Origin of the sequence: Steroidobacter agaridevorans, assembly GCF_009932555.1 — a bacterium.
In the GTDB taxonomy this organism is placed as follows: Bacteria; Pseudomonadota; Gammaproteobacteria; order Steroidobacterales; family Steroidobacteraceae; genus Steroidobacter; species Steroidobacter agaridevorans.
The window spans coordinates 226607-239651 of record NZ_BLJO01000004.1 but is presented as its reverse complement, the minus strand read 5'-3'; the positions used below and the strand labels follow the sequence as shown (position 1 = coordinate 239651).

The window sequence follows — 13045 nt, the reverse complement described above, 5'->3', positions numbered from 1 at the left end:
CGCGCGACGTTGCAAAAAGGCGTGACTTTTTGCTCGTCGCCGCCGCCAGACGGCGGCGGGTACATCCGTGTACCTGGGGCTGCACTAAGTCCCGTCGGTTTGTTCTTTTGGCGCGGCGATCGGCTTGGTACCTGCCGTCGTGCGCAGCTTGTCGATCATGTGGCTGATGTACTCCGGCGACTTCGTGTTGCGAGCGACGAAGGCGTAGATCACGGGCACGACATACAGCGTCAGCAGCAACGAGAACGTGACGCCATAGACGATCACCGAGCCGATGGTGCTCCGACTCTCCGAACCCGCGCCTGAAGCGACCAACAAAGGCACCGCGCCGAACACTGTACACAAGCTGGTCATCAGCACCGGGCGCAGACGAATCGCGGACGATTCGATGATCGACTCGTAGAACTCCACGCCGCGGTCGCGCAGTTGGTTGGCGAACTCCACGATCAAAATACCGTTCTTGGCCGCCAGGCCGATCAGCATGATGCAGCCGATCTGACTGTATACGTTGATCGATCGATCCGTTAACCATAGCCCCGACAATGCGCCGGCCACCGCGAGCGGCACCGTCATCATGATGATCAGCGGATGGCGGAAGCTCTCGAACTGCGCCGCCAGCACCAGGAACACGATCAGCAGCGCGAGCATGAAGGTGACATACAAGGCGTCGCCGGAGCGCTTGAACTCGCGAGACTCGCCGTCGTAGTTGATCACGGCGTGCGCCGGCAACTCGGTGCGAATCAAATTTTCCATGTAGTCGAGCGCCTCGCCGAGCGAATAGCCGGGCGTGAGGTTCGCGGACAGCGTGATCGAGCGCAGTCGGTTGAAGCGCTTCAACTCGGTCGGACCCGCGGTCTCCTCGATGGTGACCAGGTTGGACAGCGGCACGAGCTGACGCGTCGTCGCCGAGCGCACGTAGATATTCGTCAGGTCGCTCGTCGTCGCGCGATCCGTATCCTTGGCCTGCAGGACCACGTTGTATTCCTCGCCACGGTCCAGATACGTCGTGACGATGCGCGAGCCCATCATGGTTTCCAGCGTGCGTCCCACGGCAGTGAGCGACACACCCAGGTCGCCGGCGCGATTGCGATCGACCATGACGCGGATCTGCGGCTTGCGGGCGTAGAAATCCGAATCGAGGTTGGTGAGCCCGGGATTCTCCGCCGCCTTGGCGAGAATGATGTCGCGCCACTTGGCCAATTCCGCGTAGTCGCTGCCGCCGAGCACCACCTGCACCGGAATACCCGAGCCGCGGATACCCAAACCGCCGGGCATGCCGACGTTGACGCGCACGCCCACCAGATTGGACAGACGTTGACGCATGCGAGCCGCGATCTCCTGCGCCGATTCCTTGCGCTCATCCCACTCGCTCAGGTTCAGCGAGACGAAGCCCGTATTCATATCGCTGCCGCCGCCGAAACTCGGAGCACGGGAGTTGTAGCGGCGCACGTTGCCGCGCTCCACTTCCTCCGCCACCACTTCTTCCACCTGCCGCAGGTAACGATCGAGATATTGCAGGCTCGAGCCTTCCGGCGCGGTGACGCGGATGAACACGCGCTGGCGATCCTCGCTGGGCGTGTATTCGGACGGCAGGTCTTTGAATAGAACGAGCGCGAGACCGAAGGCGAGCGCGCCGGCCACGACGACCAGCAAGGGCGCAGCGAGCGCGCGACGCAGGCTGCGCTCATACATATTCGACAGCCATTGGAAAAAGCGATCGACCGCATGCGCCACACGGCCGCGCACGATGCCGTTGGCGAAGATCTTCGAACACATCATCGGCACCAACGTCAGCGACACGAGCGCCGAGATGCCGATTGCGGCCGCGATGGTGATGCCAAACTCGCCGAACAGCCGGCCGACATTGCCCGGAATGAACGAGATCGGCAGGAACACCGCCATCAGGACCAGCGTGGTCGCGATGACGGCGAAGCCGATTTCACGACTGCCGTCCACGGAAGCCAGCAGCGGCGCCTCGCCCAGCTCCATCCGACGCACGATGTTTTCGAGCACGACGATCGCGTCGTCGACGACCAGGCCGATGGCCAGCACCGCGCCCAGCAGCGTCAGCACGTTGACCGAGAAGCCGGCGATCGCCATGACGATACAGGCGGAGATGATGGATACCGGAATCGTCACCGCCGGAATGACGGTGGCACGCACCGTGCCGAGGAACAAATAGATCACGACCAGCACCAGCAGCAGCGCCACGACCAGTGCGTGCTCCACTTCGTAGATCGACTTGCTGACGAACACCGAGTCGTCGATGCTGATATCGAGGGTGAGGTCCTTGGGCAGCGTCTTCTGCACCTCGGCCATCTCCGCATACACGCCCTTGGAGACATCGAGCACGTTGGCCGTCGATTGAGGAACGATGCCGAGACTCACGCCTGCATTGCCATCGGTGCGCGCGATCGATCGCAAATCTTCGGCCGCCACCTCCACGCTCGCGACTTCACCGAGCCGCACCAGATAGCCATCGCCGCCGCGCCCGACCACGAGCTGACGGAAATCGTCCGGGGTGCGGAAGCCGGTGTCGGTGCGCAATGTGAATTCGCGCTCCAGCGATTCGATGCGGCCCGCGGGCAGCTCGATGTTCTCCTGTCGCAACGAATCTTCGACGTCCTGCACGGTCAGCTGACGGGCTGCCAGCGACTTGCGATCCAGCCACACGCGCATCGCATAGCGCCGCTGGCCGCCGATGAAGATGTTCGCCACGCCCGGCACGACCGACAGACGGTCGACGAGGTAACGATCTGCATAATCGGTCAGCTCCAGCTGGGTGCGCGTGGCGCTGGTCAGCGCCAGCCACATCACCGCCTCGGAGGATGTATCGACTTTCGCGATCTGCGGCTGCTCGGCTTCGTCCGGCAACTGCTGCACGACTCGCGCGACGCGATCGCGCACATCGTTCGCCGCTGCCTCGATATCGCGATCCAACGCGAATTCGATGGTGATGCGCGAGCGCTCGTCGAAGCTGGAGGAACGCAACGTCTCGACGCCTTCGAGGCCGGCGATCTGGTTCTCGATCAGCTGAGTGATCTTCGATTCGATGACCGCGGCCGACGCGCCTCGATAAACGGTGTCGATGCTGACGACCGGCGGCTGCACGTTGGGCGTCTCACGCACCGTCAGGCGGCTGAGCGCCATCAAGCCGATGATGGTCAGCAGCAGGCTCACCACCATCGCGAAGACGGGGCGGCGGACCGAGATTTCCGAGAGGATCATGACGCGGCCTGAGGAGCGGCTTCGGAGCGTGCGACCACCGGCGTGCCATCGTGCACGTTCAATGTGCCATCGGTGACGACCACGTCCTGATCGGTGACACCGTTGAGGATCTCGACTTCGCCCGGGCGACGACGGCCAATGGTCACTGCCCGTTTCTGCGCCTTGCCGTCAGCCACGACGAACACGAAATGCTTGCTGTCCTCCGGCACGATCGCAGTCTCGGGCAGCATCAACGCTTTGCCTTCGGAGCGCACCAGCCGCAGCGTCATGAACATGCCCGGTCGCAAGCGGCTGTCCTGATTGTCGACCAGCGCGCGGACCACGACGGCGCGGGTGGTGGGATCGACTCGCGTGTCCACGCTGTCCACCCGGCCTTTGAAGGTCGAGTTCGGATACGCATCGCTGTGGGCTTCGACCGTCAGGCCGGGCTTCAAGCTGGAAAGAAACAACTCGGGCACCGCGAAGTCGAGCTTCACGACACTGAGATCGTCGAGCGTCGTGATGACGCCGCCCGGGTTTACCAATCCGCCCAAGCTCACATTGCGCAGGCCGACGCGTCCATTGAACGGCGCAGTGATGGTGCGATCTCTGACACGCGAACGGGCGGCAGCGACGCGAGCCTGATTGGCGAGCATCGTCGCTTCGAGCTGATCGAGCTGCGCCTCGGACAGCGCCTTGGTCTGGAACAGTTCCTGGCTGCGCTTGTATTGGCTGCGGCTGTCGCGCTCGGCCGCTTCGGCGGCGGCGAGATCGGCCAGTGCTTCGGTGTTGTCGAGCTCGACCAGCACGTCGCCCTTGCGGACCTGCTTGCCTTCCTCGAAATGAATGGCGGTGACGCGGTCGGCGATCTTGGCGGTGATGTCGACCGATTCCTTGGCCCGCACGGTGCCGAGCGCTTCGACCTCGAGCGCGAAATCCTTCAGCTTGGGTTGCGCCGTCATGACCGGCACTTCACGCGCGCCGGGAGCACGGGCGCCGGCCGGCGCCTGGCCTGCGCCTGAGTCGGAACGCCCGAAGTAATACCAGGCGCCCGCGCCGACGACGACAGCCAGCGCCACCGCCACGATGTTATTGCGATTCACGAATCCGCCACGGAGTCAGCTAGGAAGAACGAGTCATTCTCCCAGCTGCAGTGCAGCTTGTCTTCGCAACGTTCATGCGAAAATTCGTAAGACTTGTGCCGAACGTTGCAAAGTTACGCAAATCGGAACGACCGCGCCCGAGGTTCAGAAATTCGAACCGCGGGGCGGGTTCTAGCTGACAGAAATGTAAGCTTTAAATCGTCGGTTCGGCGTCGGAGGCGTCCGGGATGCCTTCGAACAGCGCGGTCGACAAATAACGCTCGGCGGTATCCGGCAGCATCGCCAGAATGACCGAGCCCTGCGGCGCCTTCTGCGCGACCTTCAACGCCGCCGCAATCGTGCCGCCGGCGGAAATGCCGCAGAAGATGCCTTCTTTCGCCGCGAGCTGACGCGATGTCTGAATCGCCTCGTCATCGGTCACAGTCAGGATCTCATCGGCCACCTCGCGATTCAGCACACCCGGCACGAAGTCCGGCGTCCAGCCCTGAATCTTGTGAGGCTTGAACTCGGCGCCGGCGAGCAGCGAAGCCGACGCCGGCTCGGCCGCGATGATGCGCACATCGGGACGCGCCTTCTTGATCATTTCGCCGGCGCCCGTGAGCGTGCCGCCCGTGCCCCAGCCCGTGACCCAGAAATCCAGCTTGCGGCCGGCGAAATCGCTGAGGATCTCGGGACCGGTGGTGTTGCGGTGATATTCGGGATTTGCCTGGTTCTCGAACTGACGGGCGAGGAACCAGCCGTGCTTCTCCGACAGTTCTTTCGCCTTGCGCACCATGCCGGAGCCGCGCTCCGCGGCCGGTGTGAGAATGACCTTCGCACCGAGCAGGCGCATGATCTTGCGACGCTCGACCGAGAACGTCTCGGCCATGACCGCGACGAACGGATAACCCTTGGCCGCGCACACCATCGCCAGCGCGATGCCAGTGTTGCCCGACGTGGCTTCGACCACAGTCTGGCCCGGCTTCAGCGTGCCCCGACGCTCCGCGTCCTCGATGATGGCGATGGCCAACCGGTCCTTGACCGACGACATCGGATTGAAGAACTCGCACTTGGCATACAGCGTCACGTTCGCCGGTGCGAGCCGGTTGATTCTGACGATCGGGGTGCGGCCGATGGTGCCGAGAATGTTGTCGTAGATCATGGCGAGGAACTACTTGGTTTTGGGGGAGGAGCGGCAGATTGCGCGCGGGCCGAAACGGCGTCAACAACCCTTTTGCATGTGACGATTCACTTACTTTCGTGATGGTCTAGGATCGATCCCGCTCTCTCAGCCAGCCGGCAATCTTGTCCGGAATCTGCCGCTGCGCGGTGCCACTCACGTAGATGCCGATGTGGCCGCCCTGGAATTCGTGGGTGCTGTAGTCGCTGCTGCCCGTGAGCTCACCCAGCGGCTTGCTGCTCGACGGCGGCACCAGGTGATCCTGCATGGCATAGATGTTCAGCACCGGCATGGTGATCTGCTTCAGATCCACCTTGCGGCCGCCCACTTCCAGCGTGCCCTTCGACAACCGGTTTTGTTTGACGAACAACGTCAGGAACTGGCGAAACATCTCGCCGGCCTGGTCGGGACTGTCGAAAATCCACTTTTCCATGCGCAGGAAATTCTCCAGCGCCGCGGCGCTGGTGTTCGGGTCGTTGAGCTGATGCAACAGGTCGACGTACTTCTGGCTGTTCAGCCGGAACGGCATCAGGCTCACGAACAATGCATTGAGCGCTTCGCCCGAAACATTGCCCGTCGCCGCAACCAGCGCATCGACATCGACATGTTTCGCCCACTTGGTGAGCAGATTTTCCGGCGTATGGAAATCCACCGGCGTGACCATCGTGATCAGATTACGCAGCCGCTGCGGATGGAGCGCCGCGTAACACAGGCTCATCGAGCCGCCCTGGCAGACGCCGAGCAGATTGATCCGATCCTGACCGCTGGCCTTGCGCACGAAGTCCACACAGTGCGACATGTAACGCAACACGTAATCTTCCAGCGCCAGGTAACGATCGGCGCCGTCGGGATAGCCCCAATCGATGAGATAAACATCGACGCCCCGTTGCAACAGGCCGCGGATCAACGAGCGATCGGCCTGCAGATCCATCATGTACGGCCGATTGACCAGCGCGTAACTGATCAGCACCGGCGTATGCACGCGGTTCTCGGGCGCGACGACTTCCGAGGGCCGATAGCGATACAACGTGATTTTGTCTTCGGTGAAGACGGCCTCTTTGGCCGAGCTGCCGATCGTCACTTCGCCGGCGTTCGCAAGCGCCGCGAGCCCCTGCGACATGCGCCGCATGAAATCGTTGGTGATGGCAGCAAGCTCGGCCGAGCCCGGCGTGGCGCCGCTCATGATCGTTCCTCCCCACGCGCTGCAGCCAGCTGACTTTCCAGCGTGGCAATGCGTTCGCGCAACTCGCGCATCTGCTTATGCACCGTGTTCAACTCGGAGCGCGTCGGCAGATCGAACTGTTTCAACGTGCGCTCCAACACGGCTTGCTGGCGCGTCTTCAAGCGGATGGCTGCATTGCCGAGCTGCGCCTGCAGTTTGCAGTACGATTCGCTGTGCGCCACCTGTGCAAACACTTTCTCTCCGCACTCCACCCACAAGTTGTACAGCTCGCGATAATCGTCGATGCCCGGCGCAGCGCCGTGCTTCGCGCGCCGCTCGCGAATGGCCGCTTCCAACATCGCCAGCGCATCGGTCTGGACCTTGGACCACACCGTGCGCAGCTCTTGCTCCAGGTGTTGATACTCGGCTTGCGCGGCCAGCAGCTCTCGCCATGCTTCGGTCTGTTCGCGAGCCAGACCCAGCGCCGGCATGCGCGAGATCAAGTCGGCGAATTGACGAGTCGCGCCCTCGCCGGCCGAAGCCGCGCCGGCCCAAGTGCCTTGCCACGCATTGAGCATTTCTTCGCCGAACTTCAGCGGCGTCTCGCCTCCCGCACTTCGCTGCGCGAACTGCTGCCATCCCTGCAGATAGGACTGCCCGGCTTCCAGCCAGCGCATGCCGAGATCGCGGTACTGGTCCGAGACGCCTTCAGATTGCGGGCCGCCGGTGCTTGCTGCATCGGCGCCAGGCATGCCGGCGCGGCGCAACTGCTCGCGCTGTTGCTCGATCCAGGCCTGGATCCAGTCGGATCCGTCGTTTTTCGACTCGGTCATTGCCGCTTCCGAAGCTCATCGACACGGCATTATCAATGGTCCTGGCGCGAATTGCCTCAACTCGGTGGTCTTCTGTTGCACCGCCAAATGCACGTCGTTACAGTAGCCCGCCCCCGACGCTCGAGGGTTGTATTGTGTCCACCATGCCGGAGCGCGCCGAAAGCCTGTCGAGCTGAGCATGAGCGAAGAACGACTGATCAAAAAATACGCGAACCGGCGCCTGTACGACGCCGCGCAAAGTCGTCACATCACGATCGACGACATCCGTGACATGGTGATTGCCGGCACGCGCGTGAAGGTGATCGAGGACAAAAGCAATGAGGACATCACGCGCCTCGTGCTCTTGCAGGTGATCGCCGATCAGGAACAATTCGGCCGTCCCATCCTTTCGACCTCGTTGCTCGAATCGATGATCCGCTTTTATGGCAACTCCATGCAGAGCTATTTCAGCAGCTATCTCGAGAAGAGCGTCGAGACGTTCATCCGCCAGCAGGAAGTCATGCAGCAGCAGATGAATCGGACCGGCTCTCCGGGCAGCGCGCCCAATCCGCTCGCCGAGCTGGCTCGACAGAACCTGGAGCTGTGGGCCAAGATGCAGGAGACGCTGTTGGCGACGTTCACGCCGCCTCGCGATCAAGCTCGCGACACCCAAGCCAACAATACGAAGAGCAAGACTGGCGGCAAAGCTCCCGATAGCGACGCCGACGAGTCCTGACGTTTTCGTCCGCGCACGCATGCCGCTGAAGATCTGTTTCGTCGCTTCGGAAATCGCGCCGCTGGCCAAGACTGGCGGGCTTGCCGACGTCGCCGGCGTGTTGCCGCGCCATCTGCATGCGCTGGGTCACGAGGTGCGCGTGTTCATGCCGTTGTACTCGAGCATGAGCAACGGCGTGTTGCGAGATGCGCGGCCGGTGGCCGCCGCACAGAATGTGCCGTTGGCGCTGGGCGCGCATCGTTATTCGTTCACCATTCTCGAATCGCGGCTGCCGAACTCCTCGGTGCCTTTGTATTTAGTGCACTGTCCGGAAGTTTACGATCGGCCGTCCATCTATACCTCGGGCGTCGATGAGCATCTGCGCTTCCTGGTGTTGCAACGAGCGACGCTCGACGCCTGCCAGCGGATGCAGTTCGCACCGGACATCCTGCACTGTAATGACTGGCACACGGCGCTGATGCCGATGATGCTCAAGAGCGTGTACGCCTGGGACAGCCTGTTCGCGGCGACCCGCCCGGTGCTGTCGATTCACAACATCGGCTACCAAGGCATTTTCCCGGCGGGCACGACTTACGACATTGGCGGCGATGTGAGTCGGCTGATATCGCCGGAAACAGCGGCGGGCGGCGCATGCAACTGGCTGCGTGAAGGCGTGCGACATGCGCATCGGGTCACGACGGTCAGCCCGACGTATGCCAAGGAGATTTGCACGCCGATCGGCGGTCACGGCCTCGATGGCGTGCTGCGCTCACGCGCCGACGGTGTCGTCGGCATTTTGAATGGCGTGGACTACAACGACTGGAATCCCGCGACCGACCGTTATTTGAAGCATCACTACTCGCCGGAGAATCTGTCCGGCAAGCGCTTCACCAAGCGCTCGCTGCTCGATTGGTTGAATCTTTCCGTCAGCGACAGCGCGCCGCTGGTCGGCGTCGTCTCGCGCATGACGGTCCAGAAAGGTTTCGATTTGTTGTTCGACTCGCTGCCGCGGATTCTCGAGACGCGCGATATGGGCCTGGTTGCGCTCGGCAGCGGCGAGCCGCACTACGAAAATTTCTTCGTTCATTTACAACAGCGGTTTCCCGACCGTGTCGTCTTCCATCGCGGCTACAGCGAAGAGCTGTCGCATCTGATCGAAGCGGCCAGCGATATGTTTCTGATGCCGTCGCAGTACGAGCCCTGCGGGCTGAATCAAATGTACAGCCTGAAGTACGGCACGGCGCCCATCGTCCGGCGCACCGGCGGTCTGGCGGATTCGGTGCAGATGTGGGATCCGGCGACGCGCCAGGGCACCGGTGTCGTGTTCAACGATTTCGATGTGCCGGCGGTGGAATGGGCCATCCACACCGCGCTCGACTTCTTCAAGGATCAGGACGGCTGGACCCAGCTCATGCTAAACGGCATGGCGCAGGACTTTTCCTGGGACCGGCAGACCGGCGAGTACGTGAAGCTGTATCGCGAGCTCACCGGCAAATGGGATTGATCCCGCTGACTGTTTACAGTCAGGAACAATCGATCATTTCATTACAGCCAGATTGACGCTGCCGGTCTCGTTGAACGGGATTTTCTTCAGGAAACGGATGTCGGTGAGCAGCTTGCCCTCGACCGCGTAATTCACCTGAGTGCGGCCGTTGAGCCGCGACAGCAGCCGGCCGACGCCACTGACGAAGTTGGTCCGCACCGTCATCTCGAAATCCATCTCACCGTTGGCGGGTACGGTGAACGGCTTGTTCAACTTGCCCTCGGCGAAGCCATCGCCTTCCAGGAATATCTTGTAATCCAGCCCCGTGACCGGCAGCTCGCGATCGTTCGGGTTCTCCACGTTCATGCGGATCAGGAACTGCTGGTTGAAAATATCCGCCGACATCATCGCGACCGCCACCAGGGCGAGCCGTGGCGCTTCCAGCTTCGGACGCATGGTGCTACAGCCGTTCACGCCGACTGCCAGCGCGAGAATCACAAGGCAACGAGCGATGATCCTGTTCATCGGGTCCCCCAGAGGAATGGGGGCGAAGGATAACAGAGGGCGGCGCCTGGATTATGTGACGCAGCCCCCGCCCGACCGGCCTAGGGCTGCTGTAACCGAGCCAGCATGTCGCGCGTCACCAGCGCGACGCCTTGTTCGCTCATGTAGAAGCGGCGGGCGTCGTCCTCGCGGTTGACGCCGATCTGGGTGCCGGGAGGCACGACGCCGCCGGTGTCGACGATGGCGCGCTTGATGACGCTGCCGGCGCCCACCTTCACGTCGGGGAAGATCACCGAGCGCTCGATGTAGCTGCGCTCGTCGATGCGGACGTTCGAGAACAATAGCGATTGATTGACGGTGGCGCCGGAGATGATGCAGCCGCCCGAGACCATGGAATTGATCGCCATGCCGCGCCGGCCATCCTCGTCGAGCACGAACTTCGCGGGCGGATACTGGCGCTGATAAGTCCAGATCGGCCAGTGATCGTCGTAAATGTTCAGCTCGGGATTGACGTAGATCAGCTCCATGTTGGCGTCATAGAACGCATCCACCGTGCCCACGTCGCGCCAGTAATGCTGAACGCGCGTCTCGTTGTCCGTGAATGGATACGCGATCACTTTGTGACTGTTGAGCGCGCCGGGAATGATGTTCTTGCCGAAGTCGTGCGAGGTGTCCGGCCGCTTGGCCTGCTCCTCGAGCAAGCGATACAGCAGACTCGCTTTGAATACATAGATGCCCATGGAGCCGAGCGCCATGTGCTCCCGGCCCGGGATGCCTTCGGGCTCCTTGGGCTTCTCGGAAAACTTGGTGATCCGATAGTCCGGATCGACGCTCATGACGCCGAACGCAGTGGCCTGCTCGCGCGGCACTTCGACCACGCCTACTGTGATATCGGCGCGCTTGGCGACGTGCGAGGCGAGCATCACGCCGTAATCCATCTTGTAGATGTGATCGCCCGCCAGCACCAGGATGTGCTTGGGATTGTGCAGCTTGATGATCTGCAGGTTCTGATACAGCGAATCGGCGGTGCCGCGGTACCAGGAATCGCCCATCTGCTGCTGCGCCGGAATGATCTCGACGAACTCGCCGAACTCGCCGCGCAAGTAGCCCCAGCCGCGCTGGATATGCTGAATCAGCGAATGCGATTTGTACTGGGTCATCACCTGAATGCGGCGAATGCCCGAGTTCACGCAGTTCGACAGGACGAAGTCGATGATGCGGAACTTGCCGCCGAACGGCGTGGCCGGCTTGCAGCGGAAATCGGTGAGATGCTTCAGACGCTCGCCGCGTCCGCCGGCCATGATCACCGCCAGCGTATTGCGTGTGATGCGGCTGACGTAACGGCGGGTCCGGGCTTGCGTTTCGTCGCGTCGGCGCCCCAAACCTTCCCTCGATCGAGCGGGCTCTGCTCTATCGTCCATATCGCGCAATCTCGCTTCGCGTCGGGCAGTCCCGTCGGCACGGGAACCATCCGTTGGGTTGACCGACCGCAGTGTCGGCGACGACCGCAGCCGCTTGCCTCGCAGGCGCGGCTTCGGCATTGTGGGCTGCTCGCCATCCCCATCCTCGAAAGATTGGGGCCGGTGAGGCTCCGGCGCCACAGTCTGCCGGAACCCCGCATCCAGAGTAAGCATACCGGCATGCTGCAACGGTTTTATAACGACGTCGTCCTCGCGCTCGGACATGGCTGCGGCTCCTCGCACCTGGCGGGCTGGCGTCGCTGTCCGCCCGCACTAACGATCATCTGTGCATTAACGTTGGGACTGTCCTGCAAGGTCCATGCTCAAGCGACAGGCAACGACGCTGACAACGCTAACAACACGCCGACAGCCCCGACCTGCCTGCCGGACGGCAGTGGTTCTCTCAAGGCCCGGCTGTCGGGCGCAGTGCAAGCAGAGCTCGTTTGGGGCAACGAAGGCACGGAGTGCACCGGCGCCGTGCGCCCCGATGGCGGTATTCGCGTACGTTTCAGCCACAAAGACGGTGTCGACGGCGGCCGCCTGGTGCTGCTGTTCGGGATCGCCGCGTTGCGCGAAGGACAGTCGGCCAAGGCACTGCCGGTGAATGTGACTGTCATACGAGAAGGCCTGGGCGAGTTTTACAGCACCCAGGGAGATAACAAATGCACGCTCGATGAGGTGCGGCAGGAGCCGCTGGTCGGCATACCGCACCGTTCCCGTTCGTACCGCATCATTGCGCGCGGCTTTTGTACACACCCTGCACGGGCCGTGCGGGGCAACGGCGTCATCCTGCTGCCGCGCTTCGACTATGTAGGCCGGATTGACTTCGACGCCGAAGACAAAGATGAAACACTTGAAGGCGGAGCGATGACGGCGCAGGGCCGGATGAAACAGCAATGATCAGCAAATTCACGATGTCTGCATGGCGGCGCCTCGCCCCGGCGTTTTTGATTTGTATGCATCTGGGCGGCCCGGCGCTGGGCGCCGACGCGTCGGCCAGTCCGCCGGCCGCACCCGAGGTCACGGCCAAAGACCTGGACCGCGTCTTCCAGCGGGACAGCCTGCAGATCGCGACTCCGGACGCGCGCCTGCACCGTTTCAATACCTGGATCGCCGATGACGATCAGCGGCGTCAGCGCGGCCTGATGTTCATCCGCAAGCTGCGCCCCGACGATTCCATGCTGTTCATCTATCCGCAGCCAATGACCGTGGCGATGTGGATGAAGAACACCTACGTACCGCTGGACATCCTGTTCGTGGCGGCTGACGGCAAGGTGATCCACATCGCTGAGAATACCGAGCCGCACTCGCTGAAGACGATCGAATCCGGCGGTATAGTGCTGGGCGTGGTCGAATTGCCCGCCGGCACGGCAGCGCGCCTGAAAATCACGCCCGGTGCGCAAGTGATTCACGCCGCCTTCTCAGCGCCTCAACCGTAAC

The 13045-nt window shown here is 62.4% G+C and carries 11 protein-coding genes; 4 read left to right on the top strand and 7 right to left on the bottom strand.

The window, feature by feature from the left end; all coding sequences use genetic code 11:
* Nucleotides 1–84: 84 nt before the first annotated feature.
* The 5 genes from GYH35_RS15655 to GYH35_RS15635 all read right to left on the bottom strand — a co-directional run bounded on the left by GYH35_RS15655 (nucleotide 85) and on the right by GYH35_RS15635 (nucleotide 7464).
* Nucleotides 85–3228 (bottom strand): efflux RND transporter permease subunit, encoded by a 3144-nt coding sequence (locus tag GYH35_RS15655; RefSeq protein WP_161810844.1) that lies wholly within the window; start codon nucleotides 3226–3228, stop codon nucleotides 85–87.
* Nucleotides 3225–4310, bottom strand: a complete 1086-nt coding sequence (locus GYH35_RS15650) for an efflux RND transporter periplasmic adaptor subunit (RefSeq protein WP_161810843.1) — start codon at nucleotides 4308–4310, stop codon at nucleotides 3225–3227. Before GYH35_RS15650 ends, GYH35_RS15655 begins: the two co-directional genes overlap by 4 nt.
* 193 nt (nucleotides 4311–4503) lie before the next feature.
* Nucleotides 4504–5451, bottom strand: a complete 948-nt coding sequence (gene cysK, locus GYH35_RS15645) for a cysteine synthase A (RefSeq protein WP_161810842.1) — start codon at nucleotides 5449–5451, stop codon at nucleotides 4504–4506.
* Between the two features lie 106 nt (nucleotides 5452–5557).
* Nucleotides 5558–6652, bottom strand: coding sequence for a class III poly(R)-hydroxyalkanoic acid synthase subunit PhaC (gene phaC / locus GYH35_RS15640; RefSeq protein WP_161810841.1), 1095 nt, complete (start codon nucleotides 6650–6652; stop codon nucleotides 5558–5560).
* Complete coding sequence (locus tag GYH35_RS15635) at nucleotides 6649–7464, bottom strand: poly(R)-hydroxyalkanoic acid synthase subunit PhaE (protein WP_161810840.1); 816 nt, start codon at nucleotides 7462–7464, stop codon at nucleotides 6649–6651. Before GYH35_RS15635 ends, phaC begins: the two co-directional genes overlap by 4 nt.
* A gap of 178 nt (nucleotides 7465–7642) precedes the next feature.
* Between GYH35_RS15635 and phaR the strand changes: the two genes are divergently transcribed.
* Both phaR and GYH35_RS15625 read left to right on the top strand, forming a co-directional pair.
* The gene (gene phaR, locus GYH35_RS15630; RefSeq protein ID WP_161810839.1) at nucleotides 7643–8179 is read left to right on the top strand and encodes a polyhydroxyalkanoate synthesis repressor PhaR; all 537 of its coding nucleotides are present in this window, start codon (nucleotides 7643–7645) and stop codon (nucleotides 8177–8179) included.
* Between the two features lie 19 nt (nucleotides 8180–8198).
* Entirely contained in the window at nucleotides 8199–9662 is a 1464-nt protein-coding gene (locus GYH35_RS15625; RefSeq protein WP_161810838.1) for a glycogen synthase, read from the top strand.
* A gap of 33 nt (nucleotides 9663–9695) precedes the next feature.
* On the opposite strand, the gene GYH35_RS15620 is transcribed toward GYH35_RS15625, so the two are convergent.
* Complete coding sequence (locus GYH35_RS15620) at nucleotides 9696–10166, bottom strand: LEA type 2 family protein (RefSeq protein WP_161828931.1); 471 nt, start codon at nucleotides 10164–10166, stop codon at nucleotides 9696–9698.
* Nucleotides 10167–10246: 80 nt separating this feature from the next.
* Nucleotides 10247–11566, bottom strand: a complete 1320-nt coding sequence (gene glgC, locus GYH35_RS15615) for a glucose-1-phosphate adenylyltransferase (protein WP_161828930.1) — start codon at nucleotides 11564–11566, stop codon at nucleotides 10247–10249.
* 219 nt (nucleotides 11567–11785) lie between these two features.
* On the opposite strand from glgC, the gene GYH35_RS15610 reads away from it, so the two are divergent.
* Together GYH35_RS15610 and GYH35_RS15605 are read left to right on the top strand one after the other, a co-directional pair.
* A complete protein-coding gene (locus tag GYH35_RS15610; RefSeq protein WP_161828929.1) occupies nucleotides 11786–12505 on the top strand; it encodes a hypothetical protein in 720 nt (239 codons plus the stop codon).
* Entirely contained in the window at nucleotides 12502–13044 is a 543-nt protein-coding gene (locus tag GYH35_RS15605; protein ID WP_161828928.1) for a DUF192 domain-containing protein, read from the top strand. The genes GYH35_RS15610 and GYH35_RS15605 overlap by 4 nt, the downstream gene beginning before the upstream one ends.
* Nucleotide 13045 lies beyond the last annotated feature (1 nt).

Coding starts and splice junctions, on each gene's coding strand:
- GYH35_RS15605 (WP_161828928.1), top strand. CDS start 12,502: ATGATCAGCAAATTCACGATGTCTGCATGGCGGCGCCTCGCCCCGGCG.
- glgC (WP_161828930.1), bottom strand. CDS start 11,566: ATGGACGATAGAGCAGAGCCCGCTCGATCGAGGGAAGGTTTGGGGCGC.
- phaC (WP_161810841.1), bottom strand. CDS start 6,652: ATGAGCGGCGCCACGCCGGGCTCGGCCGAGCTTGCTGCCATCACCAAC.
- cysK (WP_161810842.1), bottom strand. CDS start 5,451: ATGATCTACGACAACATTCTCGGCACCATCGGCCGCACCCCGATCGTC.
- GYH35_RS15655 (WP_161810844.1), bottom strand. CDS start 3,228: ATGATCCTCTCGGAAATCTCGGTCCGCCGCCCCGTCTTCGCGATGGTG.
- phaR (WP_161810839.1), top strand. CDS start 7,643: ATGAGCGAAGAACGACTGATCAAAAAATACGCGAACCGGCGCCTGTAC.
- GYH35_RS15620 (WP_161828931.1), bottom strand. CDS start 10,166: ATGAACAGGATCATCGCTCGTTGCCTTGTGATTCTCGCGCTGGCAGTC.
- GYH35_RS15635 (WP_161810840.1), bottom strand. CDS start 7,464: ATGACCGAGTCGAAAAACGACGGATCCGACTGGATCCAGGCCTGGATC.
- GYH35_RS15610 (WP_161828929.1), top strand. CDS start 11,786: ATGCTGCAACGGTTTTATAACGACGTCGTCCTCGCGCTCGGACATGGC.
- GYH35_RS15625 (WP_161810838.1), top strand. CDS start 8,199: ATGCCGCTGAAGATCTGTTTCGTCGCTTCGGAAATCGCGCCGCTGGCC.